Origin of the sequence: Rummeliibacillus sp. POC4, assembly GCF_003576525.1 — a bacterium.
Classification (GTDB): Bacteria; Bacillota; Bacilli; order Bacillales_A; family Planococcaceae; genus Rummeliibacillus.
Genome location: NZ_QWUA01000009.1, coordinates 18,230 through 41,955, shown reverse-complemented (window position 1 = coordinate 41,955; position 23,726 = coordinate 18,230). Strand labels below are relative to the sequence as shown.

The 23,726-nt window shown below is 35.3% G+C and carries 27 protein-coding genes; 11 read left to right on the top strand and 16 right to left on the bottom strand.

The annotated features are described in order from the left end of the window. Positions 1 to 38 precede the first annotated feature (38 nt). On the bottom strand, positions 39 to 479 hold the full coding sequence (locus D1606_RS04900) for a BrxA/BrxB family bacilliredoxin (RefSeq protein ID WP_119414902.1): 441 nt from the start codon (positions 477 to 479) through the stop codon (positions 39 to 41). Between the two features lie 157 nt (positions 480 to 636). Then, entirely contained in the window at positions 637 to 2,085 is a 1,449-nt protein-coding gene (dacB, locus tag D1606_RS04895; RefSeq protein WP_119414901.1) for a D-alanyl-D-alanine carboxypeptidase/D-alanyl-D-alanine endopeptidase, read from the bottom strand. 266 nt (positions 2,086 to 2,351) lie between these two features. Between dacB (D1606_RS04895) and D1606_RS04890 the strand changes: the two genes are divergently transcribed. Further along, a complete protein-coding gene (locus D1606_RS04890; RefSeq protein ID WP_119414900.1) occupies positions 2,352 to 3,056 on the top strand; it encodes a hypothetical protein in 705 nt (234 codons plus the stop codon). Between the two features lie 65 nt (positions 3,057 to 3,121). Here the strand turns inward: D1606_RS04890 and D1606_RS04885 are convergent, their stop codons facing one another. The 8 genes from D1606_RS04885 to D1606_RS04850 form a co-directional block, all read right to left on the bottom strand. Beyond that, entirely contained in the window at positions 3,122 to 3,550 is a 429-nt protein-coding gene (locus D1606_RS04885) for a GatB/YqeY domain-containing protein (RefSeq protein WP_119414899.1), read from the bottom strand. 86 nt (positions 3,551 to 3,636) lie between these two features. After that, positions 3,637 to 4,020 (bottom strand): OsmC family protein, encoded by a 384-nt coding sequence (locus tag D1606_RS04880; protein WP_119414898.1) that lies wholly within the window; start codon positions 4,018 to 4,020, stop codon positions 3,637 to 3,639. Between the two features lie 40 nt (positions 4,021 to 4,060). Continuing rightward, a complete protein-coding gene (dacB, locus tag D1606_RS04875; RefSeq protein WP_119414897.1) occupies positions 4,061 to 5,515 on the bottom strand; it encodes a D-alanyl-D-alanine carboxypeptidase/D-alanyl-D-alanine endopeptidase in 1,455 nt (484 codons plus the stop codon). A gap of 299 nt (positions 5,516 to 5,814) precedes the next feature. Then, positions 5,815 to 6,048: a molybdopterin converting factor subunit 1 gene (moaD, locus tag D1606_RS04870; protein ID WP_119414896.1), complete on the bottom strand. Its 234-nt coding sequence runs from the start codon at positions 6,046 to 6,048 to the stop codon at positions 5,815 to 5,817. Further along, positions 6,041 to 6,517 (bottom strand): molybdenum cofactor biosynthesis protein MoaE, encoded by a 477-nt coding sequence (locus tag D1606_RS04865; RefSeq protein WP_119414895.1) that lies wholly within the window; start codon positions 6,515 to 6,517, stop codon positions 6,041 to 6,043. Before D1606_RS04865 ends, moaD begins: the two co-directional genes overlap by 8 nt. 1 nt (position 6,518) lies before the next feature. Then, complete coding sequence (mobB, locus tag D1606_RS04860) at positions 6,519 to 7,034, bottom strand: molybdopterin-guanine dinucleotide biosynthesis protein B (RefSeq protein WP_119414894.1); 516 nt, start codon at positions 7,032 to 7,034, stop codon at positions 6,519 to 6,521. After that, positions 6,998 to 8,287, bottom strand: a complete 1,290-nt coding sequence (locus tag D1606_RS04855) for a molybdopterin molybdotransferase MoeA (protein ID WP_119414893.1) — start codon at positions 8,285 to 8,287, stop codon at positions 6,998 to 7,000. Before D1606_RS04855 ends, mobB begins: the two co-directional genes overlap by 37 nt. A 13-nt stretch (positions 8,288 to 8,300) precedes the next feature. Beyond that, positions 8,301 to 9,317: a thiazole biosynthesis adenylyltransferase ThiF gene (locus D1606_RS04850; RefSeq protein WP_119414892.1), complete on the bottom strand. Its 1,017-nt coding sequence runs from the start codon at positions 9,315 to 9,317 to the stop codon at positions 8,301 to 8,303. 94 nt (positions 9,318 to 9,411) lie between these two features. Here D1606_RS04850 and D1606_RS04845 point away from each other — a divergent pair, with 94 nt between their 5' ends. Genes D1606_RS04845 through moaC form a run of 3 tightly spaced genes read left to right on the top strand, consistent with a single transcriptional unit; the run spans position 9,412 to position 10,983 of the window. Then, positions 9,412 to 9,903: a MogA/MoaB family molybdenum cofactor biosynthesis protein gene (locus D1606_RS04845; protein WP_119414891.1), complete on the top strand. Its 492-nt coding sequence runs from the start codon at positions 9,412 to 9,414 to the stop codon at positions 9,901 to 9,903. Further along, positions 9,900 to 10,502: a molybdenum cofactor guanylyltransferase gene (locus D1606_RS04840; protein WP_119414890.1), complete on the top strand. Its 603-nt coding sequence runs from the start codon at positions 9,900 to 9,902 to the stop codon at positions 10,500 to 10,502. The genes D1606_RS04845 and D1606_RS04840 overlap by 4 nt, the downstream gene beginning before the upstream one ends. Further along, on the top strand, positions 10,495 to 10,983 hold the full coding sequence (gene moaC / locus D1606_RS04835; protein WP_119414889.1) for a cyclic pyranopterin monophosphate synthase MoaC: 489 nt from the start codon (positions 10,495 to 10,497) through the stop codon (positions 10,981 to 10,983). The genes D1606_RS04840 and moaC overlap by 8 nt, the downstream gene beginning before the upstream one ends. Before the next feature lie 42 nt (positions 10,984 to 11,025). Here moaC and D1606_RS04830 read toward each other — a convergent pair whose 3' ends face one another. The 4 genes from D1606_RS04830 to D1606_RS04815 are packed head-to-tail and all read right to left on the bottom strand — an operon-like array spanning position 11,026 to position 14,034. Beyond that, on the bottom strand, positions 11,026 to 11,808 hold the full coding sequence (locus D1606_RS04830) for a formate/nitrite transporter family protein (protein ID WP_119414888.1): 783 nt from the start codon (positions 11,806 to 11,808) through the stop codon (positions 11,026 to 11,028). Positions 11,809 to 11,836: 28 nt separating this feature from the next. After that, positions 11,837 to 12,856, bottom strand: a complete 1,020-nt coding sequence (gene moaA / locus D1606_RS04825) for a GTP 3',8-cyclase MoaA (RefSeq protein ID WP_119414887.1) — start codon at positions 12,854 to 12,856, stop codon at positions 11,837 to 11,839. Positions 12,857 to 12,880: 24 nt separating this feature from the next. Continuing rightward, positions 12,881 to 13,675, bottom strand: a complete 795-nt coding sequence (gene fdhD, locus D1606_RS04820; RefSeq protein ID WP_119414886.1) for a formate dehydrogenase accessory sulfurtransferase FdhD — start codon at positions 13,673 to 13,675, stop codon at positions 12,881 to 12,883. 8 nt (positions 13,676 to 13,683) lie between these two features. Further along, positions 13,684 to 14,034, bottom strand: coding sequence for a Na-translocating system protein MpsC family protein (locus D1606_RS04815; RefSeq protein WP_119414885.1), 351 nt, complete (start codon positions 14,032 to 14,034; stop codon positions 13,684 to 13,686). Between the two features lie 541 nt (positions 14,035 to 14,575). Between D1606_RS04815 and fdhF the strand changes: the two genes are divergently transcribed. From fdhF to D1606_RS04800, 3 genes are read left to right on the top strand one after another with little or no spacing between them, the layout of a single operon-like run. Next, positions 14,576 to 17,515: a formate dehydrogenase subunit alpha gene (gene fdhF / locus D1606_RS04810; protein ID WP_119414884.1), complete on the top strand. Its 2,940-nt coding sequence runs from the start codon at positions 14,576 to 14,578 to the stop codon at positions 17,513 to 17,515. Between the two features lie 3 nt (positions 17,516 to 17,518). Continuing rightward, positions 17,519 to 18,004: a helical membrane plugin domain-containing protein gene (locus D1606_RS04805; protein WP_119414883.1), complete on the top strand. Its 486-nt coding sequence runs from the start codon at positions 17,519 to 17,521 to the stop codon at positions 18,002 to 18,004. Next, entirely contained in the window at positions 17,986 to 19,053 is a 1,068-nt protein-coding gene (locus D1606_RS04800) for an Mrp/NBP35 family ATP-binding protein (protein WP_233548022.1), read from the top strand. Before D1606_RS04805 ends, D1606_RS04800 begins: the two co-directional genes overlap by 19 nt. Positions 19,054 to 19,143: 90 nt before the next feature. On the opposite strand, the gene modB is transcribed toward D1606_RS04800, so the two are convergent. Both modB and modA read right to left on the bottom strand, forming a co-directional pair. After that, positions 19,144 to 19,806, bottom strand: a complete 663-nt coding sequence (modB, locus tag D1606_RS04795) for a molybdate ABC transporter permease subunit (RefSeq protein ID WP_119414882.1) — start codon at positions 19,804 to 19,806, stop codon at positions 19,144 to 19,146. Between the two features lie 3 nt (positions 19,807 to 19,809). Further along, positions 19,810 to 20,607: a molybdate ABC transporter substrate-binding protein gene (gene modA, locus D1606_RS04790; RefSeq protein WP_119414881.1), complete on the bottom strand. Its 798-nt coding sequence runs from the start codon at positions 20,605 to 20,607 to the stop codon at positions 19,810 to 19,812. A gap of 169 nt (positions 20,608 to 20,776) precedes the next feature. On the opposite strand from modA, the gene D1606_RS04785 reads away from it, so the two are divergent. The 4 genes from D1606_RS04785 to D1606_RS04770 all read left to right on the top strand — a co-directional run bounded on the left by D1606_RS04785 (position 20,777) and on the right by D1606_RS04770 (position 23,719). Next, positions 20,777 to 21,691, top strand: coding sequence for a helix-turn-helix transcriptional regulator (locus tag D1606_RS04785; protein ID WP_119414880.1), 915 nt, complete (start codon positions 20,777 to 20,779; stop codon positions 21,689 to 21,691). 40 nt (positions 21,692 to 21,731) lie between these two features. Then, entirely contained in the window at positions 21,732 to 22,793 is a 1,062-nt protein-coding gene (locus D1606_RS04780; protein ID WP_119414879.1) for an ABC transporter ATP-binding protein, read from the top strand. A 137-nt stretch (positions 22,794 to 22,930) separates the two neighbouring features. Beyond that, positions 22,931 to 23,368, top strand: a complete 438-nt coding sequence (locus D1606_RS04775; protein ID WP_119414878.1) for a hypothetical protein — start codon at positions 22,931 to 22,933, stop codon at positions 23,366 to 23,368. A gap of 84 nt (positions 23,369 to 23,452) precedes the next feature. Next, a complete protein-coding gene (locus D1606_RS04770; protein ID WP_119414877.1) occupies positions 23,453 to 23,719 on the top strand; it encodes a DinB family protein in 267 nt (88 codons plus the stop codon). The last annotated feature ends 7 nt before the right edge of the window (positions 23,720 to 23,726 follow it).

Here is a 23,726-nt window from a genome sequence, read left to right as displayed (position 1 = left end):
AGCACTATAGAAAATAGCGCTCTTCTCTTTAAAAAAGATTAAATTTCTTCACAGAATTCTTCGAAATAACCTTGAATATTTGTAATAACAGACATTGGGTCATGTCCTTCGATTTCGTGACGACCAATTTCAGCTACTGGTTTACCATCTTTTAATAGTACGAATGATGGAGATGAAGGAATATGATCTTCACCAAAGTGCATACGTGCTTGTGCAGTAGCCTCTTTATCTTGACCTGCAAATACTGTAACTAAATGATCTGGACGTTTATCATAATTTAATGCATGAACAGCTGCTGGGCGAGCAATACCGCCTGCACAACCACATACTGAGTTCACCATTACAAAAGTTGTACCTTCACGTTTAAATGCTTCGTCTACTTCTTCAGCTGTTTTTAGTTCTTCATAACCATTATCAGTCATTTCACTGCGTGCTTGACGTAGCATATCTTGCATAAATAAATCATAATCCATATTCATAGAATAATCGCTCCTTTCAATATCAATTATTACTATAACAGTTGTGGCAATGGTTTTCAAAGTAGTTGTTTCAAAAACGTATCAATTTAATAGGAATATCCAAGTTTTAAACGATTGCATGGTGTAACATAAGAAATTACTTCTCTATCAAATCCCATCATAATTCCTCCGCCATTACTTCTACAATCTCATCAATCACTGGAACCGTTCCTTTTTGGTTCTGTACTAAAATACTGAAAATATACTTTTTCCCACTTTTCCCTATGAAATAGCCACTTAATGTATTGACGCCTTCGATTGCACCTGTTTTCGCAAATACCTTTTCTCTAGTTAACGGCGTAGTAAATCGATTTCTAAGTGATCCTCCGATAATTCGATCTGCATGTGCAGCAACTGGTAAACTATCAAAGAATGTACCATACCATCTCTTTTCTTTCTGAACGACAAACAAGAGATGTGTTAAATCTACGCTTGATACACGATTATTATGTGACATACCAGAGCCATCTTCAAAGGTCCAATCATCAATACGTAAATGTCTCGAAAAAGCATATTGTTTTAGGACACTTAAACCTGCTTTTGTACTTCCTTGTCCTATTCTTACCTTTCCCATTGTTTTGACCAAAATATCTGCAATACTATTGTTACTTAACTTCATATAAGGAATCATAATCTCTGCAAGTGGAATGGATTGTTTTTGAACGATTAACCTTGCTTTTGCTGGCACTTTTTCACGATAGAATTTTTCTTTTGAAAATTGTATTCCATTTTTCTCTAATACGTGTTTAAACAAAGTAATGGTATGTTCAGTTGGATTTTGTACTGTAATCCACTCTTTCGCATCTTTCCCTAGTGGTAAATAGCCACTAATCGTAATTTTATTTGTTCGATATTCTCTTTTTATCTTAAGGGTGCTATATTGATTGGCATAAACGGTTTTAGCATTATTTTCAATCTTTAGGTCGCCTAATTCAGGGGTTATTTTAATCTTTGGTTTCTGCCCGACTTTTTTGCCTATTGCTTCTACAATGATTGAACCAGAATCGTAATCACTGTCAGGGGACATCGTTAGAGCAGTGACAGGTGCTGCGTAATAATAGGACTCGTCCTCTTTTTGAATATCTGGTGTCAATAAGTCTTGATCAAACCAAAAATCATCTGCTACGATACGTCCATCTATTTTCTTTAATCCTGAATATGCAAAAAAACGTGCAAATTCTTCAAGATCCTCGATTGTTAAAGTCGGATCGCCTTTCCCCTGTATATATAAATCCCCATGAAGTACACCATTTTTTACTTTTCCGGTTGTATATATATTCGTAAGAAAACGATAATCCAATCCCAATTCTGTTAAAGCAGCAGCACCGGTTAATAATTTCATATTCGATGCAGGTTTTTGTTGCCGATTTCCATTTAAATCGTAGATGACTTTTCCTTTTTCATCACGAACTGCAATACTTACCTCAGCATTTGCCATTTTACTTTTCACAATTTTCTCAATGGATTTATTTAGTTTTGGAGTAGCAGCTTCTGTAGGAATTTGTAAGCCCAATAAACTGAAGATCATCATACAAGTAACGAGAAGTATACGGATCCTTTTTGACATTTTTCGGCTCCTTGCTCTTAAACAATGGTATTTGTTATTGAAATCGAATTGCAAATTTCATTTGATTTAATAAGCTAAAACTATCATAATTCTTTCCATTTTTAGTTTTGTCGATACTGTTATATATATTCATCTTGAAAGGAATTTAGTAATTTTGTTTCCGATAAATTAATATGGTACTTCTATGTCAATAAAGGTTATCATCTACAGCATTTAAAATAATTTGACATCCTCATTATGTTAAAAAGTATTTTATGTAATATAGTTTGGGGCTTTTCAATATTCACATAATCATTTTCCAAGAAAAATTTACGTATACTGCTATTCAAGGAGGTATTAACATAAGAAAGGTTATTTTCATCCTGTTTTCATTATTCATCGTAGGGAGTATTTTTGTTTTCACTAATCAACTTAATGCTAAAGAAAACACTAGACCTTCAGATAAAGAAATAGTTAATATCTTAGAAAAGCTAAAAGAAAAAACATCAAAAAAATACAAAATAGGTACATATAAAATTAGTTTAAATGAGATAAAAATCGAAGTAGTTGGAAGTCAAGAGTACTATGACTCAGTAAAAGATGAAGTGAAAGAGTTTGTAGAAAATACCATTAAATCAACACCATTTGAAAAGTATGTTGTCAAAGTGACCAAAAGTGAAATAAGTAAACTAGTTAGCAAAGAAGTTATAGAAGAACACCATCTAATGCAAGAAATAAGCACAACAATAGAGGATGCGTTATCAAAGTTTTATCCAAAACAAATGGACCAAATAAATTTAGAGAATACACCCACAGAGTTAAATATTGGAATAAAGACTTTGTTAAGTAGAAAACAAAAAAAGTCTACTATGGGTAAAGAAATGGAAAAGAAAATATTTCTAGAATTAGATAAGTTACATTCAAATAAACTTATAAAAGAAAGAAACATTCAAATAACCATTTATAACAAAAGTGGTGAAAAAATAAATTAAAACAAAAAAAGTTTAAGAGAGTAACAATCGCTACTTTCTTAAACTTTTTTCACTTTATCATCTATCTATTTGATTAAACTTTTAACAGCTTTTGCAATCATTGAACCTTCTGCTTTGCCAGCAAGCAAAGGTTTTGCAATTTTCATCGCTTCACCCATATTCATCCCTGAAGTGATGCCAGCTTCTTTTAAAGTTTCGATTACTTTTTCTTCGGATAATTGCTCAGGTAAAAATGATTTTAAAATTTCAAGCTTTCTATTTTCTTTTTCGATTAAATCAGCACGATTGGCCTTTTCAGCACCTTCTAAAGCTTGATGTGTTTGTTTTACTTCACGGTTTAGAATGGCAATTTCTTCTTCGTGCGTTAATTCAGAACCTTTTTCTTTTTGTGCCAAGTCAAGAGATGATTTTACAATAGTTAAAACGCCTTTTGCTACTACATCTTTTTCTTTCATGGCTTTTTTTAATTGATCAAAAACAACTGTTTTTAACATATTACTCATTCCTTCTTTATTCAATTATATCTATTATAACACTTTTGTTGGTTATCCAATCTTAGTGTTAAATAAATATATTGAATCTAATTCTCGGTAATCTTTACAGTTGCCCCATTTTCAATGGTATTTCCAATAGTACAACCCCTTTTCACACTTTTGAGTAATTTTCTTTTATAGGACTCATCTAAAGTGTCAGGTAACTGAACTTGAATATCAAAAGCTGTTAAACGATTTACACCAGATCCTTTAGTAGATTGTACTGTAACTGTTAGATCATCCAAGTTATAGTTAATCTCATCACGTTTTAAAATTTGACGAGTTGTTAATGCAATGCATAAACCAACAGATGCTTCGATTAACTCTTTAGGATTTAATCCTTCTAGATTACTTTTAGTGGAACCTTTCGCTTGTATACCCGCTCCATTTACAATTTCAATTTGTCGATTTGTATGTTTGATAATCGTCATGTCTCATTCTCCTTTTAACCTATACTTTACTCTTTAGGATTTATAAATTCTCAGCCATTACTTCCACAATTTCATCAATAACTGAGATTGTACCGGATTTGTTCTGTACTAAAATACTAAATGTAAAGCTTTTACCACTACTTCCTATTATATATCCACTTAGTGTATTAACACCTGTCAATGACCCTGTTTTTGCGAAAATTTTTTCCGCTGTAAGTGGTGATTTTAGACGATTACGAAGTGTACCTCCTACCATTCTTTCCGAGTTTGCAGCAACTGGCAGACTATTAAAATAGGTACTAAACCATTTTTCTTTTTGAACAGTATACAAAAGTTTCGTTAAATCATTACTGGATACTCGATTGCTATGTGACATACCTGAGCCATCTTCAAAAATCCATTGATTTATATTTAAATGGCGTGACTCTCCATATTGTCTTAATATTTTCAGACCAGCTTCTGTACTACCTTTTTGCATTTTTACTTTCCCCATTGTTTTCACTAAAATATCCGCAATTCCATTATTGCTTAACTTCATATAAGGAATCATCAATTGTGAAAGCGTCACTGACTGCTTTTGAGTAATTAGTTTGGCACTTTTAGGTGTTTTTGCACGATAAAGCTTGTCCTTTGAGTATTGAATATGGTTTTGTTTTAGTAAATTTTTAAACATTGTTAGTGTATGAGTTGTTGGATTTTGTACAGTTACCCATTCTTTTAAACTCTTATTAATAGGCAAATTTCCACTTACAACAATTTTATTTGTTCTAAATTGACGCTCTATCGTTAACGTATTTGGCTCGTTAGCCTCTACTGTTTTCCCCTTATTCTCAATAACTAAATCCCCTAATTCTGGCGTTATTGTAAGAGATGGTTTCTTTCCTACTTTTTCACCTTTTGCTTCAACAATGATCGTCCCAGAATCATAGTCGTTATTTGGAGAAGTTGTTAATGCTGTGATTGGCGCTGCATAATAATAAGACTCATCCTCTTTAGCAATCCCTGGCGTTAACAAATCTTGGTCAAACCAAAAATCATCTGCTACAATTCTTCCTTCAATACGTTTAATTCCTTGAGCTGCGATACTATTAACAAACTGTTCAAGATCTTCCTTATTTAAAGTTGGATCACCTTTTCCCTGAAGATAAAGATCTCCTTTTAAAACACCATTTTTTACTTTTCCAGTAGAATAAATACTAGTTTTAAATCGATACTTTTCCCCTAATATCTCTAAAGCTGCGGCACTTGTTAATAACTTCATATTCGATGCAGGTTTTTGTTTTTGATTGCCATTCAAGCCATAAATAATTTTCCCCTTATCATCCCTAATCGCAACACTGACATCGGCTCCAGCCATTTTATCGTTGACAATTTGTTTAATAGATTGGTCAAGAGTTTGGGTTTGAGTTGTACTAGCCTCTGCTGACATGTTCGCACCAAACAAACCAAACGTGATAATACAAGAAGTTAGAAAAATACGTAATCTTTTTTTCATATGATTTCCCCTTTGCGAAAGAATATTCTTACTCTTTATAAGAATTCAATATTCTTCTAACCTTTTCCTATTAAGATTAGAAAATCCGTTCTATCGATAGAGTTTTTCGCATTTTATAGGGTATTTCTAATTATTCAATTTAAGATTTTTAAATTTGTTCACTATAATTACATAATAAAAAAACCCCTAACCTCACAAAATAGAGATTAGGAGTATGTAGAGAACTTAAAAATACTATTGAATTCACAAACATGAAACTAGTTATTTTAAAGAACATTACTTGATAGTAGATAGACTTTCTAACCACCACTAATCGGTGGGATTAACGCTACTGTATCACCAGATTTTACAATTGTATCATCGGTTGCAAATTCCTCGTTTACGGCAGTCATCGTTTGGTGTAAAGATGTTAAAGTATACTGCTTCTCTAACCACTCTTTTACTTGTTGAACGGTTACTTCTGAGGCATCCATTGTAACTTGTGAGTGACCAGCTGCCTCTTGTAGTTGTGCAAAAAGTAAGATGTTAATCATGCTTATCTCCTTCCTCAAAAGGTGTTTCTGACGGATAAGGTACATTCTCGAGCTGATCGCCTATCCAAGCTGTACCATCTTCCCAAAATTCCTTTTTCCAAATCGGTACAATTTGCTTTATACGATCAATAGCGTATTCATTTGCCTCATAGGCTATTTTTCGGTGTGGTGAGGACACAGCAATAACAACTGCAATATCTGAAATTTCTAGACGTCCTATACGATGCGTAATAGCAATCTGTACTTCTGGCCATTTTTCTTTTATTTCTTTTTCTATTTGTTGAAACATTTTAATCGCCATTGGTGGATACGCTTGATACTCTAAATGCAAAGTTTTTTTACCCTTTGTCAATTCTCTAACCGTTCCAATAAAAACAGTAATAGCACCTGCATTGCGACTCTCAACCTTTTTTGTAACTTCCTCTACGCGAATAGGCTGATCTGTGATAATAAATAAATTTTCTTCCATTCTAATTCCTCACTTTTTCCAGTAAAAGATTCAAATAAAGATCTTCTTGCTTTATCGGATAGACAGGGCATGTAAAAGTTGATGGGTCTACATCTTGCCAATAAAGCACGCAAATGATATTTGTCAGTTTCTTCAAACTAGCGACATCTTCCTGATGACGGATTAATACGACCTTTGGATAATCTTCATTCTTATAGCCCTCTACTAAAATCAAATCAGGCTGAAATTGTTGATATAATTCAACAAGCTCCTTTAGTTTCCAAGATGCTTGCTGAATAGTCAAAAACAATGTACCTGCTCCTTCGACACCAGCAACAATCGCTCCCGCTTGTTCATGGCGTTGACTGTCTTTTCGATTTACAGCTGTTGGAGCTCCACCATGACCATGATGCTTAATCGTTGCAACACGTGCCCCTTCTGCTGTTGCCGCAATAATTAGTTTCTCCATTAATGTTGTCTTGCCACTATTTTGGTAGCCTACTATCTGTAGGACGGCACAATGTTGTCCCAAGGCCACTCACTCCCTAGTCCATCCTCTAGTAATAATACGTCTACACGCATGCCCTTTTCATAACCGCGCGTACCACCTGGTAGTACGATGAAAGCTTGAGCTTTTGCTAAAGAGGAAACAGCACTCGATTTATTAAAGCCTGATGGTGCTGCAATAAGCTGTCCATTTTCAAAGGATACACTTGCACGGATAAAGCGTGTAAATGGATTTGCCTTTTTGAAATCCTCTCCTAATATTGCCTGTTCTCTGTGTAAATGTGGTGTTGGATTTGAAAATGCTGTCCGTACAACTGGACGAACAAATAGCTCAAAACCAACATAGCAAGCAGAAGGATTTCCTGAAAGTCCATATAATAGCTGTCCATCACGCTGTGCAACAGTTGTCACACTACCGGGACGCATTGCTACTTTATTAAATAACACTTCTGCACCAAGTGCCTTATAAATTGCAGGCAAGTAGTCATAGTCCCCTACTGAAACACCACCAGTTGTTATGAGTATGTCCACTTCCGATAAAGCAGATTTCACTGCTTCAATACAAATATCAAGATTATCACTAAATTTACCAAAGTAACGTGCTTCTGCTCCAACACGTTCGATCTGAGCCAATATCATATAAGCATTACTATTACGAATTTTACCAGGTTGAAGTGCCTCATCTGGTTCTAACAATTCGCTTCCAGTTGCAATCACTCCAATGACTGGTTTACGTGTTACAGGTACTTCACGATAACCAAAAGTAGCTAATAATGCAGAAACACCTGGATTAATATACGTTCCTTTTTGAACAAGTGTTTCTCCTCTTTTCATATCTTCTCCTTGATATGAAATGTTGTCGCCCTCTTTATAAGCACGTTTAATCTCCATATAAGACTTACCGTCTTTTTCATATGTCTTTGATAATTCCAGCATAACAACTGCATTACAGCCTTCTGGAATTGGAGCTCCTGTCATAATACGGACAGCTTGTCCCTCTTGTACTTGTTCTGGAAAAACAAAGCCAGCTCCAATTTCTCCTACCACTTCAAAAGAGACAGGATGATCAGCTGAAGCACATTCGCTGTCCTCAGCACGTATTGCAAAACCGTCATAAGGTGAGCGATCAAAGGCTGGTACGTCATGATCTGCTTTTAAATCTTCTGCTAAAAAACGACCAAACGACTTAGTTAACGGTACCATTTCTTTTGTTCCTGTAAAAGCAAATTGCATTATGCGACGAACAGCCTCACCGACTGCAATTGGTGTTCTTTTTTCTAACATTTTCATACGCTCCTTAACCTAATAAACTGTAATATAAATTTTTTGCTTGCTTTGCATCATTTGTACCATGTACAAGTACTCGACCATCCTTAAAAATCACCAGGCGATAATCCTTTAATTGACATGATATTAAATATGGATTTTGTTGAATAGTGCCATGCTTTTGAAGTTGCTGTGCTAAGTAATTTAAATTATACCCATCTGGTCGAACTGGGCGAATTTGTACAGCATTCCGTCCACATAATACATCCACTTTTGTTTGATTTTCATAAGATAGATATGGGTAAATTGCGCTTTCACCGCATGACAGACAATCATCTTTTTTCGCATTTTGTACACGCATATCATAATGCTGATTATTCCAAACATCAAAGGTTCGATACGTCTTACATACAGCGTTCCAATCTCCCACTAAAATTTTCAAAGCCTCTGCTACTTGATAAGCTGCTACTATTTGAACAGTTGGACTAATTATACCTGCTGTATCGCAAGTAATCGTCATATTCGGCACTGACTGCATTAAACAGTGAAGGCATGGAGTTTTTCCAGGAATGATCGTATAAGTTGTACCGTAACTTCCAACGCACGAGCCATATATCCAAGGAATTTGGTATTTTTGTGCTAGATCATTCATAACAAAACGAATATCAAAATTGTCAGTACCATCAATCATAATATCTACATCATGTACGATACTCTCTAGTGACTCTGCTCTTGCATCCATGACGATTCCATGAATCTCCACGTTCGAATTAATACGTTTTAATCTATCCTGTGCTGCAACTGCCTTAGGTATTTTTTGCTCAGCTTCTTCTTCACTATACAATTGTTGACGTTGTAAATTACTCCATTCAACATAATCTCGGTCCACAATTGTCACTTTACCTACACCGGCTCGTACAATAGCCTCTGCACTAGCACTACCTAATGCTCCAGCTCCTACAATAAGTACATGTTTTTGTTGCAATAGTTCCTGCCCTTTTTCACCAATCGGCTGAAACAATTGTTGTCTAGAATATCGATCATTCATTTAAAACTCTGCCTTTCTCTTATTAAATTTTATTTGACCTTTCATTTTATATCGTTATAATTAATCATTGATTCTATCAATAGGAGGATTCACAATGCATCCAACCCATAAAGATCGTGACATACATGCTGCAGTTTTAACTGTTAGTGATACCCGCACAATAGAGACAGATAAGGGTGGCCAACAAATTAAAGCACTTCTTGAAGAAGTTGGATTTCACACTGCTGATTATTGTATTGTAAAAGATGATGCTGCCACAATTGATCAACAAGTACAAGCTTGGTGTGATGATGATGCTATTAATGCAATCATTGTAACAGGTGGTACAGGATTTACGTTACGAGATGTCACATATGAAGCATTAACACCGCTTTTTGAAAAAGAAATGCATGGGTTTGGTGAACTATTTCGCTCATTGAGCTATGAAGAAATAGGTCCGCGTGCCATGTTTAGTCGCGCTGTTGCCGGTTGCTTAAAACAAACTGCTATTTATGCACTACCTGGTTCAACAAATGCAGTTAAACTTGGGATGAGTAAACTCATCATTCCTACAGTGCAACATTTTATAGGTGAGTTACATCGATGACAAAAATTGCAGGTGTCGTATTAGCTGGTGGTCAATCCTCTAGATATGGAAAGCCAAAAATGTTTGAAAATTTCAATGGGCAACTCTTATATCAATATAGCTTACAAGCATTAAAAAAAACTGGACTTAAACCACTTATTATTTCAACAAACGCATCATTATCCACGAAATTCAAAGACAAGGATGTTCGCTTGAGTATCGAGAAAACAGTACATCAAGGACCGCTTTTTGCGATACATCATATTATATCCAATACACCAGATGCCGATTGGTTTTTCGTACTTGCATGTGATATGCCCTATATAACAACATCTTTTGTTAACAAGATGTTATCCGTTGTAGACGATACATATGACGCTATCGTACCTATGCAATCGGATAAAATACAGCCACTAGCTGCACTCTACCATCGTCGTGTATTGCAAAAAACAGAAAAATTATTGCAGCAAAATAAAAGAAGTATGCAATCATTACTCAACCAACTGAATGTTTGCTATGTATCTATCCCAGATGATGAGCAAGTATTCATCAATATTAACGCCATAACTGATTGGCCCAATTACTCAATACAGCACAAAAAAGGAGTTTATCATGACTGAATTTACGCATTGGAATGAAGAAGGTCGTCCTAAAATGGTCGATATATCCGAAAAAAAAGAAACGAAACGAACAGCTATTGCACGAAGTACTGTTCTATTATCAACTAAATTATACGAAGCCATTCAACAAGGGAATATTAAAAAGGGAGATCCCACACAAGTTGCACAAATTGCAGGAATTATGGGCGCAAAGAAAACCTCTGATCTTATTCCGATGTGTCACACTATCATGTTACAGGGGACGGATTTTACATTTAACTACGAAAAAACAGATTCAGGGTACGCACTTCATATAGAAGTACTTGTAAAATGTAAAGGAAATACAGGGGTTGAGATGGAAGCATTAACAGCTGTCTCCATTGCTGCTCTAACCTTCTACGATATGTGCAAGGCTGTCGATAAATCGATGGTGATTCAAGACACTTATCTTGTACAAAAAACTGGTGGTAAAAGCGGTACCTTTTTAAATGAACGTTTTTAAAAAACCGGCATAAGCCGGTTTTTTTGTGTTCTTTATTTTGTTTTATTTTGTTGTAGTTTTTGATTTTGCATATGAAATATAGTAGAATAAGCCAAAAAAAATGGCACCACCAACAACATTTCCTAAGAAAGCTGGGATAACATTTCCTACGAATGCTCGCCAAGTAACTTGTCCTGCAAAAATTGCAGCTGGAATAACGAACATATTGGCAACAACGTGTTGGAAACCAATTGCAACAAACGCTGTAACAGGGAACCAAATACCTGCAACTTTACCACCAAAATCAGTCGCACCGAAAGATAACCAAACAGCTAAACATACAAGCCAGTTACAACCAGCAGCAGAAATAAATGTTTGTAAGAAAGAATCAGCAGTTTTTGCTTTTGCGATAGCTACTGTTTTATCTAAAAATGGTCCTGTTTCTGTTAAGCCAACAACATGTCCAAAGAAGTAAGCTACAAATAAAGCACCAACTAAGTTGGCAAGTGTTACCCAAAACCAGTTTTTTAATAATGCTGGAATTGAAATTTTCTTAGCATATAAAGCCATTGCTACAGACATCATATTTCCTGTGATTAATTCAGCACCTGCTAATAATACTAAAATAAGGCCTAATGGGAATACTGTTGCACCTACAAATGTTGAGAAGCTTCCCCATGCTTCTGGCATACTACCACTAACTCGAATATCGAGTAAAAAACCTAAGGCGATAAATGCGCCCCCTAAAAATCCTAAGATTAACATCTTTAAAATTGAACTATTTACTTTAGTTACACCTGCATTAATGGCGATTTGTGTAATTTCTTCTGGTTTATTAACTGCCATTCTATAAATCCTCTTTTCTATCAATTTATCATCCACCAATATGAGACATTTCTATCTTTCTCTTAGGGGATGAAGTGTGCTCTTTTCGCTCATCAGAATAGCGATCTGTCCTATTCTGCCAGACGTCGGCAATGCATTTTGCAATTGTCTCATCAGTTTCTCCAGAGCGTAAAAGCTTAAGTAAATCTGTACCTTCTGTTGCAAATAAGCAAGTATAAAGCTTTCCTTCAGCTGAAATACGTGCTCGTGAACAAGTAGAACAAAATGAATCGGTCACAGAAGAAATAATACCTATTTCTTGATCACTATCTTTGTACTGATAACGAGTAGCCACTTCTCCTTTATAATTAGGACTTAATGGCTCTATCGGTGAAAATTGCTGAATCGCATGAAGAATTTCTTTTTTCGATACAACATCATCTAGGCGCCAGCCATTGGAATTTCCTACATCCATATATTCTATAAATCTTAATGTATGTTTTTTGTCTTTAAAGAATTGAGCCATAGGAATGATATCTTGTTCATTTTTTCCCTTTTGTACAACCATATTGACTTTGACCTGGATTCCTGCTTGAGCTGCTTTTTCAATTCCAGCAAGAACATTTTTCACTTTACCACGTTGACCATTCATGGATAAAAAGCGTTCTTCATTTAAAGAATCTAGACTAACAGATACACGTGACAATCCTGCTTTTGCTAAATCCTCTGCAAAACTTTTTAATAGTGAACCATTTGTCGTCATCGCAATATCTTCTACGCCAGGCAAAAGATGAAGTCGCTCAATAAGTTCTACAATATTTTTTCGCAATAAAGGCTCACCGCCTGTAATACGAATCTTTTTTACACCAAAAGAAACAAAGATTTTAACAAGTCGCTCAATTTCATCAAATGACAATATTTGTTGAGATGGTAAAAAGGCATAGTCCGGTCCAAAAATTTCCTCTGGCATGCAATAGCGGCAACGAAAATTGCAACGATCCGTTACGGAAATACGTAAATCTCTCAATGGGCGCTTATATTGATCTTGTATCAAATTCATGCTTTTCATCTCCTTGTTCAGATACTGCTAAACTTATACATCTAATAGAATTCGTTCTGGATGTGTATATACATTTAACGAATTTTGACGAATAAATCCTACAGTTGTTATTCCTAATTGTTCTGCTAATTGTAAAGCTAATTCAGTTGGAGCTGACTTAGAAAGAATGATTTCACATCCGATTTTAGACACCTTAACTAAAATTTCCGATGAAATACGGCCACTAAATACAATAACCTTATCGTGAATCGAAATATCATTTTGTAAGCAATAGCCATAAATTTTATCAAGCGCATTGTGGCGGCCAATATCCTTACGACTCAAAATAATGTCTTTAGCATCACATAAGGCTGCATTGTGAACCCCACCTGTTTTTTGAAAGGTCACTGCATTGTCCTGCATATTTTGCATAAGGTCAAAACAATTTTGTGGAGTCAATTGAATATGAATATCTTCCATTGTCTTAGCAGTTAGTGCATCACTCGCAAATACAAACCCCTGTCTGCTCATTCCACAGCAGGATGTAATATAGCGCTTATTTTGTAACTTATTCGCAAATGGGTTTACCTTTTTGGTTTGGACGTGTACAACGCCCTCTTTTTCTTGAAACCAAATATTTTCAATGTCGTCAAAGTGAGTAATCACTTTTTCTGAGGCTAAATAGCCAATAACCATATCTTTGACATATTCTGGCGTGCAAACCATCGTAACAAATTCTTGTTGATTAACTTTAACGGTTACAGCATATTCTGTTACGATTGTATCTTCAACTTTTTGCACTTGCCCATTTTCTACTCGAAGAATTTCTTTTTTAATTTCAGTATCCATAGATCCTCCTAGTGTTCGTCAATATTTCGGTCAAAGATAAAAACAGAAACAGCCATATCGAGATCAACCTTGATATCTGAAAATAGATGCAATAATTTTGCTTGCATCAATTCTTCCATACCTTCAGGTGTTGCTTTCGCATACAAATCTTGAATTAGTTTTGTACGTGCAGCATGTACCATTTCCAATCCATCTTTTGTACTTGCGATAAATTTTTCTGTAGGTGTTATATTACCATAAAGTGTTGAAACTGCCATATTTTCCACAAATATAGTATTAATACGTTCAGGACCTTTACCAAATAAATCTTTGCGAAGCTTTCGGATAATGTCATTAAATTCATGCACTTTTTTTGACATAATGCGTATCCTCCTATCGAAAAAAAACGGAATATTTTTGGGAACTTAAGCTTATCCATCTCTACAATTCGTTAATCATATAGCAATTACAATAAAATTTAAAGGTCTAATTTTTGGAAATTTATTTTGACAAAATAGTTTTATCTTATATATAACTTACCCAAAAAAATTTTTTGTAATAAAAAAATATAAGATTTGCTTTTCCAATCATTATAGCAATTTAATTAACATATCTTGAATTCAGTATAAACTAATTAAACATTAAATCATTTATAATAATTCAAAAAATTTTTTATATACGTATTCATATTGTTATATTTTTTTCTAAAGCTTATAATGGTATGCATGACCAAAATGAAGCCAAAATATTGAATTACTAATGTTTTGATTTTATTTTATCATCTCAAAAAAATCTTGGATTGGTCTTTTAGCAAGATCTGTTAAAACTCTTATCCACCATGAATTTTTATATACTCTTTTAGTTCGAAGTGTATATGTTCATGGTGGATTTTTTTATTTTGAGAAAATAGGAGGCAATAATATGACGAAGATGAAGATTAACGGCACGCCTTATGAAGTAAGTCCTGGCGAGTCGATTTTAGACGTCATTAACAAAAATGAAATTCCACATCCACAAATTTGTCATGTACCAGAAGTGGACCCTATTCAAACTTGCGATACATGTATCGTTGAAGTAGATGGTCAACTTGTTCGTTCATGTTCAACAAAAGCAATGGATGGAATGAATGTAGAACTTACATCACAAAAAGCCGTAGAAGCTCGTACTGAAGCTATGGACCGTTTACTAGAAAACCATATGTTATATTGTACAGTTTGTGATAATAACAATGGTAACTGTAAACTACACAATACGGTAGAAATGATGGAAGTTGAACATCAAAAATATGAATACAAACCAAAAGTGGACCCTTCAGAAGTAGATATGTCACATCCATTTTATCGCTATGATCCAAACCAATGTATCGCTTGTGGTCAATGCGTTGAAGTGTGCCAAAACCTTCAAGTAAATGAAACTATTTCGATTGATTGGGAAGCTGAACGTCCTCGTGTTATTTGGGATGAAGGCGTTGATATCAATGATTCTTCATGCGTTAGCTGTGGTCAATGTGTATCTATTTGTCCATGTAACGCGTTGATGGAAAAATCAATGCTTGGCGAAGCTGGTTTTATGACTGGACTAGAACAAGATATGCTAGATCCAATGATTGATGTAATCAAAGAAGTAGAACCTGGATATAGCGGTATCTTCGCTATCTCTGAAATTGAAGCTGCTATGCGAAGCAAACGTACTAAGAAAACAAAAACTGTATGTACTTTCTGTGGTGTCGGTTGTACATTCGAAGTTTGGACAAAAGGTCGTCATCTCTTAAAAGTACAACCATCTGATGGTCCTGTTAATGCTATTTCTACATGTGTTAAAGGTAAATTTGGTTGGGACTTCGTAAATTCAGAAGACCGTATTACAAAACCATTAATCCGTAAAGGCGATGAGTTTGTAGAAGCTTCTTGGGATGAAGCATTAGATTTAGTTGCTTCTAAATTAGGCGGTATTCAAAAAGAACACGGTCCTGGTTCAGTCGGCTTTATCTCATCTTCTAAAATTACAAATGAAGAAAACTACCTTATTCAAAAAATGGCACGTCAATTATTCAACACAAATGACGTTGACAACTGTTCACGTTATTGCCAATCTCCAGCAACAGACGGCTTAAGCCGCACAGTTGGTATCGGTGGTGACGCAGGTACAATTAAAGATATTGCTAAAGCAGGTCTTGTTATCATCATTGGTGCAAACCCAGCTGAAGGTCACCCAGTACTTGCAACACGTGTAAAACGTGCACACAAATTACATGGTCAAAAATTAATCGTTGCCGATATCCGTAAAAATGAAATGGCTGAACGCTCAGACATTCACATTCGTCCTCAACAAGGTACGGACCAAGTGTGGTTAATGGCTGTTACAAAATACATGATTGACCAAGGCTGGCACGATCAAAAATTCATTGACGAAAACGTAAATGATTATGAAGCATTCAAAAAAGTATTAGAAAAATACACACTTGAATATGCTGAAAAAGAAACAAAAATCCCACAAGCTACATTGATTAACATTGCTGAAATGATTCGCGATGCTGATGGTACATGTGTACTTTGGGGTATGGGTGTTACACAAAATACTGGTGGTTCTTACACTTCTGCTGCTATCTCAAACCTATTATTAGCAACAGGTAACTACCGTCGCCCAGGTGCAGGTGCTTATCCATTACGCGGTCACAACAACGTACAAGGTGCTTGTGACATGGGTACATTACCAAACCTTTTCCCAGGCTATCAAAAAGTAACGGATGATGCAGCTCGTGCGAAATTCGAAGAAGCTTACGGTGCGAAAATCCCAGCAACACCGGGTCGTACAAACATGGCTATGCTTGATGCCGTTATGGAAAACAAAATGAAAGCTATGTACATCGTCGGTGAAGATATGGCATTAGTTGATTCGAACGCTAACCACATTGACGAAGTATTATCTCACTTAGAATTCTGTGTTGTAGAAGATGTATTCTTATCTCGTACTGCTCAATATGCAGACGTTATCTTACCAGCTTCTCCTTCATTAGAAAAAGAAGGTACTTTCACAAATACTGAACGTCGTGTTCAACGTTTATATGAAGTATTACCTCCACTTGGTGAATCTCGTCCAGACTGGCGCATCGTACAAGACGTTGCAAATCGTCTAGGTGCTAACTGGAACTACGAACACCCAAGTGACATTTACGCTGAAATGGCAAGCTTAACACCAATCTTTGCACAAAACAGCTACGATTATATGGAAGGCTGGAATAGCTTCGTTTGGGGTGACCCAATTAACGGTGCAGATACACCATTACTATTCTTAGACGGCTTCAACTTCCCAGACAAAAAAGCGCGCTTCGCACTAAATGACTGGGCACCAGTAGTTGAATATGCTTGCGAATATGACTGTCATATCAACAATGGTCGTATGTTAGAACACTTCCACGAAGGTAACATGACAAATAAATCAACTGGTATCCAATTAAAAGTACCTGAGATTTTCGTTGAAGTATCACCAGAATTTGCAAAAGAACGTAATATTGAAACAGGTGCACTACTTCGCCTCGTATCTCCATACGGTGCATTAAAAGTACCAGCACTTATTACAGACCGTGTTCAAGGTAACGAATTATTCTTACCAATGAACTCAACAGATAAAGATTCTTCTATTAACTTCTTAACAGGTCCACAAGGTGATGCAAATACATCTACACCAGCTTACAAACAAACGAAGATTCGTGTAGAAGTATTAAAACGCAAAGGTAAAAATCCATTACCAGCGGCAAACCCTCGTAATAAAAAACGTCATCCGCAAAATGGTGTGGAAGTACAACGCAAATGGGCTCGCCCAGGCTATGTTCACTTAACAACGAATAACGAAGAGGTGTAGAAAATGGCAGCACCAATTACAAATATTAAAAAGCAACAAGTTTCAGAAGAACAAATTGCAGAGCAAAAAATAAATGATTTAAAAGAATTGCTTACAGAAAATGATGAAGCACTTCAACAAATTTTTTCTATCGTTTCTGATTTAAATGATATTGGCGTATTAGATGCAGTCAATAAAATGCTTGCAGCCAAAGAAGAAATTGCCCATATTGCACTTGGACAAATTTCTCGTAAGCCTGTAACTAACGTCATCAATCAACTATTAGCAGTTGCTGGTCTATTGTCAGCAATAGATCCAGAGAATACGAAGAAATTAATGGGTAGTTTAAATACCGGACTTGATGATGCAAACAACGCATTAGCTAGCGATGAAAAAGTAACAATCTTTAGCTTGATGAAAGTCATCAAAGATCCTGATGTTAACCGTGCATTAAACTTCGGTATTCACTTCTTAAAAGGTCTTGGAAAAGGATTGAAAGAAGAACGTTAACAAATAAAGCCGTATTAGAGGCACTTAAAAAAATCAATGACCCTGAAATTCATAAAAGCATTGTGGAATTGAATATGGTGCGCAATATTAAAATTGACGGCACGAATATTCAACTAGAAGTAGTACTTACTATTCGAGGCTGTCCTTTAAAAGCCCAAATTAAAAGGGAAATTGAAGAAGCACTAAAAGAAATCGGCGCAACACATGTTGAACTTACTTTTGGTTCTATGACAGCTCAAGAACGACAAGTATTAACTGCTTCTTTGAAAAAACAAGCAACAACAGAAACTGGAATGCCAAAAATATTAAAACCTGACTCCGGTGTACACTTTATCGCTATTACTAGCGGTAAAGGCGGCGTTGGTAAATCTACCGTCACTATTAACTTAGCCGTAGCCCTTGCAAGACAAGGAAAACGTGTTGGTATTATAGATGCCGATATTTATGGTTTTAGTATTCCAACTATGATGAAAATTGATGAGAAACCAACGATGATTGAGCAAACAGCGATACCTGTTGTGAGCCATGGTGTAAAAGTTATGTCAATGGGCTTTTATGCAAAAAACAACCAACCTGTCATGTGGAGAGGACCTATGTTAAACAAATGGATTCGCAACTTTATAGCGAATACCCATTGGAGCGACCTAGATTACTTACTATTAGATCTACCTCCAGGTACTGGTGATGTGGCAATTGATGTTGCTGCAATGATCCCTCATGCACAGGAAATCATCGTTACGACACCACATAATGCTGCTTCATATGTTGCTTCAAGAGCAGGTGTGATGGCACAACATACTAAGCACAAAATTATCGGTGTAGTTGAAAATATGGCTTACTTTGAAAATCACGAAGGTGATCGTAATTATCTATTTGGCCAAGGTGGCGGCGAAGCATTAGCTAAGCAACTACAAACTGAGGTCATAGCCCAAGTTCCTTTCGTACAACCGGAAGAAAATACTGGTTCTTCTGTTTATGATGAAGATTCAGTTGTTGGAGAAGCCTTCACTCATTTAGCTGAAGATCTTATCTTTACCTACAATAAATAATTTTTAAAAAAACAAGCCAACGTAAAATAACGTTTGGCTTGTTTTTTACATAGATTTATTTTTCTTGAACATACGTAAATACCATCTTACTTACGTGCGTACCTTTATCAAATGGACTCCGAGTAGCATAATAAAGGATAAACTAACCATCACAATCACCCATGCCCAAGCTAATGTCATGTTGCCAGAATCAATTGCAACATAAATAGCCAGAGGTGTAGTTTGCGTTTTCCCTGGTAAGTTTCCTGCAAACATAAGTGTAGCACCAAACTCGCCTAACGCTCGAGTAAAACTTAAAATACTACCTGAAACAATGGACTTCATCGCTAAAGGAATAGAAACGAAAAGAAAAACTTGCCATTCCTTTGCACCATCAATGCGTGCTGCATTTTCAAGCTTTTCATCTACAGCTTCAAATCCGGTTTTTACAGATTGATACATTAAGGGAAAAGCGACAACTGTTGAAGCAATAACAGCAGCCCACCAGGTAAACATGATTGGTTGATGAAAAAACCATTCAATTGCTTGTCCTAGCCAGCTACTTTTACCAAATACCATGATAAGTAAAAAACCAACAACTGTTGGAGGCAATACTAAAGGAAGCAACAAAATAGTTTCCAAAATAGTTTTGCCCTTAAATGTTTTTTTAGCCATCCACTTTCCAATAAAAATGCCAAATACAATAACAATAAATGCCGAAACAAATGCGATTTCAATTGATAGACGAATCGGCGTCCAAAAATCCATCGCCATTTACTATTTTACTCCTTTAAAGCCACAGCTTTTAAAAACATCCATTGCCTTTTTACTTTGAAGGAAATCATAGAAAGCTTTTGTTTCTTTTGTATGTTGACTATCTTTAATCATGCCTAGTGGATAAATAATCGGTGTATGTGACTTATCATCAGCTACAGCGACAATTTTTGCTTTTTTTGAAACTATTGCATCTGTTCGATAAACGATTCCTGCATCAACATTACCAGTTTCAACATATGTTAGTACTTGTCTTACGTCTTTTGCGTACACAACTTTAGGTTTTACTGTATTCCAAACCTTAATATTTTTTAATGTTTCTGTCGCATATTGACCAGCTGGTACTGCTTCAGGTGTGCCAAGTGCCACTTTTTTTGCCTTTGTTAAATCTTGAAAGTTTTGAATTCCTGTCTCATTCTTTTTAGGAACGACTAAAACTAAATCATTTGATAATAAATCTACACCTTGTGATTTTTCAATAAGACCTTCTTTAACAAGTTGATCAAATTTATCTTCTGCTGCCGAGAAGAACAAATCTACAGGTGCACCTTGTGAAATTTGCTGTTGTAATGCACCAGAACCACCAAAGTTATAGGTGATTTTCACATTAGAATGTTCCTTCTCATACGTTGTTTTAAGTGAATTGAGTGCATCTTGCAGACTTGCTGCTGCTGACACAGTTATTTCAACTTGGCTTTCCTTTGATGTATCCTTGCTTTTTTGCTGTTCTTGACTACCGCAGCCAGATAATATGCCAAGTACAAGCATTATCGAAAATAATAAATAACTAAACTTTTTCATTGTTTTGTCCTTCCTTATTGCAAATAAGAACTAGATATAATAAGTTATAATTAGATATAACTATTTATAACCTATTATATCTTATTATAATTAATTATAAAATAAAAAATCATCTTTTTTTACAAAAGCAAAATATATACGTTACTATAAGAGTATTGGAGGGATTGCTATGTTACAGGAACGTTCCTACACTATTGAAGAAGTAGCACAACTATTAAAAGTATCCAAACTCACTACATATGACCTTGTGAAAAAAGGAGATCTTCCTGTCTTTCGAGTTGGTCGTCAAATGCGAATTGATGCTCTTGATTTAGAAGCTTATATTGGAAAACAAAAAATTATTAATACGGATGCTACGTTAAAACCGATGACAAGAGATCATCAAACAATTATTATTAGTGGCCAGGACTTAGTACTTGATTTATTAGGAAAATATATTACTAAAAACAATTATTTTACAACACTCCGTTCACACGAGGGAAGCTTGAATGGATTAATAGCTCTATATAAAGGAGATATAGATATTGCCAGCTTACATTTATATGATGGCGATACAGGCGAATATAATGTACCGTATGTGAAGAAGTTTTTCGTTAGCCAACCTTATATTTTATTTAACGTTGTATCGCGCAAAGCTGGATTTTACGTTCAAAAGGACAATCCCCTAAACATTCGTTCCTTTAAAGATTTAGCAAATCCAAATGTTTTCATCATGAACCGTGAAAAAGGTTCTGGTGCACGCACACTTCTAGATGAACAGCTCCGCATCAATCATATTATACCTTCGACAATAAATGGCTATAACAGAGAAGAAGCGAATCATTTGGGTGTTGCAACTGCAGTAGCAAATGGTGAAGCAAATGTTGGGATTGGTATAGAAAAAACAGCTAAATTGGTGGATGTAGATTTTGTGCCGTTTATTGATGAAAGTTATGATATTGTTCTATTAAAAACTAAAAAAAATAACCTGCTTATTGAAGAAGTAAAGAATATATTAACTTCTGAAGCATTCCACTCTGAATTGAGTTCAATTGGAGGTTATGACTTTTCTAAAACAGGAACAATTATTCACGAAACGTTTTGAGTATCTTCTATTATATATCAATTTAGTGGAGGCAAGATGTATGGCTTTTATAGAGCTCAAGCATTTACAGAAAACCTATAATCAGCAGCAATTCGTTCTAAAGGATATTCATGTTGATATTCAAAAGGGAGAATTTTTTGTGCTCGTTGGTCCATCAGGTTCTGGTAAAAGTACATTATTAAATATGATTGCTGGATTAGAAAGTATTTCAGACGGTGAGCTTATCATCAATGATCAGAGAATGAACGAAATACCACCCCGTAACCGCCATATTTCGATGGTTTTTCAACAATATGCGCTTTACCCACACCTAACAGTAAAGCAAAATATTCTATTTAATTTAAAAATGAGGAAGAAAGCAAAGAAAGAACAAGAAGAACGACTTAAAGATGCTGTAGTATTAACTGGATTAGAAAGCTTTTTATCCCGTAAACCACATAAATTATCAGGTGGCCAGCAACAGCGCGTTGCATTAGCACGTGCAATCGTCAACGATGCACCTATTTGCTTAATGGATGAACCTTTATCAAATTTGGATGCTCAGCTTCGAACACAAATGAGGACTGAAATTCGCCGTATTCAACAAAAGCTCGGACTAACGATTCTTTACGTCACCCATGACCAAACGGAAGCTATGACCATGGGTGATCGCATTATGGTCCTTCACGAAGGCATCGTTCAACAAATCGGAAAGCCGCTTGATTTATACAATCATCCTCAGAATGTATTTGTCGCCCGTTTTATCGGCTCACCAAAAATGAATATCGCGAAAGCCATCTGTAATAAGCAACACTTAGTTATTGAAGAGAAATGGGAAATTGAATTACCACAGTCAATCTCCTCTTCCCTTCCTCAACTAAAGGAATTTCTTGTAGGTATACGTCCTGAGCATATCCAACTAGGTGGGAACTTACAAATGCAAGTTCGAAGTATTGAACAACTCGGACATGAAACGCACGTTACCTTTGACATGCCCGGCGAATCATGGAATGCCAAATGGAGTGGGCAGCATCCAATAGACATTGGAACACCCCTCTCCATCAGCATCGATCCTCAAAATATCTATTTTTTTGATAGAGAAACTCAAAAAGTTTTACTATAGTTTTTGTAAAAAGGGTAATATAACGGCATAAGTGCTAGATAGTATTTATGTCGTTCATATTAATAAATGCAAATTGTTCGATTTAATGGTTATTAAATTTTTGTAATTTTTAAAATTCATTATTTTAGGAGGCTTTTATGAAATTCCATCGATTACAAATAATATCTTGTTTGTTATTATCTATGATATTAATTGCCTGTGGAAAGGATGATGCCATGGAAACTTCAGAAAAAGTAAAATTCACCATTGAACTTAAGGATTCTACAAATAACGAACAAAGTTATTTGATTCGGATACTGTCAGACGGCAAACAAACTGATAAAGTAGCAATCACTCCACAAGATATGTCACTTATTTCAGGTGATCAAAAAAAAGTAACTGCAAACTTATATATCAATGTACCTTATACGATTAAAATTTATAAAACAGACAAGAAATCAATGGATGAATATTTTAGTAAACCAAAGTCTGGTAGCACTGACACCACCGAACAACAGGAGGAGCACCCAATAGCTACAAAAACGATTACACCAACCCGCAATACAAATACAATTACCATCTCTATTCCTGAATAACTTAATTTATATTAAAAGATTTCCAGATAACTTCTTGTTCAATTATTAGAAAAATATTAATTACAGAAGGAGATTCTCTCAAATATGATAAATATGTTATTTAACTATAATTGGAAAGTTCGCGAAGAATGGTTTGAATGGTGTGAGAAGATTCCACATGAAGAGTTAACAAAAGAACGAATCGGTGGGATGAAAAGCTTTTTACATACACTATTTCATGTAATCGATTGTGAACAAATTTGGGTTCATCAAATGCTTGGAAAGCCAGTTATTAAAAAAGACATACAGACAATTCAATCGTTGCAAGAAGTAAAGGAATATGCAAGAACGATAATTGGTAGACTTTACTGATATATAT

Bases quoted from the DNA above. Each gene is read 5' to 3' on its own strand.
- D1606_RS04855 (WP_119414893.1), bottom strand. From the start codon at position 8,287: ATGTTAGAAAAAAGAACACCAATTGCAGTCGGTGAGGCTGTTCGTCGC.
- modB (WP_119414882.1), bottom strand. From the start codon at position 19,806: ATGGCGATGGATTTTTGGACGCCGATTCGTCTATCAATTGAAATCGCA.
- D1606_RS04830 (WP_119414888.1), bottom strand. From the start codon at position 11,808: ATGGCAGTTAATAAACCAGAAGAAATTACACAAATCGCCATTAATGCA.
- D1606_RS04865 (WP_119414895.1), bottom strand. From the start codon at position 6,517: ATGGAAGAAAATTTATTTATTATCACAGATCAGCCTATTCGCGTAGAG.
- D1606_RS04850 (WP_119414892.1), bottom strand. From the start codon at position 9,317: ATGAATGATCGATATTCTAGACAACAATTGTTTCAGCCGATTGGTGAA.
- D1606_RS04885 (WP_119414899.1), bottom strand. From the start codon at position 3,550: ATGTTAAAAACAGTTGTTTTTGATCAATTAAAAAAAGCCATGAAAGAA.
- dacB (WP_119414897.1), bottom strand. From the start codon at position 5,515: ATGAAAAAAAGATTACGTATTTTTCTAACTTCTTGTATTATCACGTTT.
- D1606_RS04805 (WP_119414883.1), top strand. From the start codon at position 17,519: ATGGCAGCACCAATTACAAATATTAAAAAGCAACAAGTTTCAGAAGAA.
- moaA (WP_119414887.1), bottom strand. From the start codon at position 12,856: ATGAAAAGCATGAATTTGATACAAGATCAATATAAGCGCCCATTGAGA.
- D1606_RS04880 (WP_119414898.1), bottom strand. From the start codon at position 4,020: ATGACGATTATCAAACATACAAATCGACAAATTGAAATTGTAAATGGA.
- D1606_RS04775 (WP_119414878.1), top strand. From the start codon at position 22,931: ATGAAATTCCATCGATTACAAATAATATCTTGTTTGTTATTATCTATG.
- D1606_RS04815 (WP_119414885.1), bottom strand. From the start codon at position 14,034: ATGTCAAAAAAAGTGCATGAATTTAATGACATTATCCGAAAGCTTCGC.
- D1606_RS04780 (WP_119414879.1), top strand. From the start codon at position 21,732: ATGGCTTTTATAGAGCTCAAGCATTTACAGAAAACCTATAATCAGCAG.
- D1606_RS04845 (WP_119414891.1), top strand. From the start codon at position 9,412: ATGCATCCAACCCATAAAGATCGTGACATACATGCTGCAGTTTTAACT.
- D1606_RS04785 (WP_119414880.1), top strand. From the start codon at position 20,777: ATGTTACAGGAACGTTCCTACACTATTGAAGAAGTAGCACAACTATTA.
- moaC (WP_119414889.1), top strand. From the start codon at position 10,495: ATGACTGAATTTACGCATTGGAATGAAGAAGGTCGTCCTAAAATGGTC.
- moaD (WP_119414896.1), bottom strand. From the start codon at position 6,048: ATGATTAACATCTTACTTTTTGCACAACTACAAGAGGCAGCTGGTCAC.
- D1606_RS04900 (WP_119414902.1), bottom strand. From the start codon at position 479: ATGAATATGGATTATGATTTATTTATGCAAGATATGCTACGTCAAGCA.
- fdhF (WP_119414884.1), top strand. From the start codon at position 14,576: ATGACGAAGATGAAGATTAACGGCACGCCTTATGAAGTAAGTCCTGGC.
- modA (WP_119414881.1), bottom strand. From the start codon at position 20,607: ATGAAAAAGTTTAGTTATTTATTATTTTCGATAATGCTTGTACTTGGC.
- D1606_RS04770 (WP_119414877.1), top strand. From the start codon at position 23,453: ATGATAAATATGTTATTTAACTATAATTGGAAAGTTCGCGAAGAATGG.
- dacB (WP_119414901.1), bottom strand. From the start codon at position 2,085: ATGTCAAAAAGGATCCGTATACTTCTCGTTACTTGTATGATGATCTTC.
- fdhD (WP_119414886.1), bottom strand. From the start codon at position 13,675: ATGGATACTGAAATTAAAAAAGAAATTCTTCGAGTAGAAAATGGGCAA.
- D1606_RS04840 (WP_119414890.1), top strand. From the start codon at position 9,900: ATGACAAAAATTGCAGGTGTCGTATTAGCTGGTGGTCAATCCTCTAGA.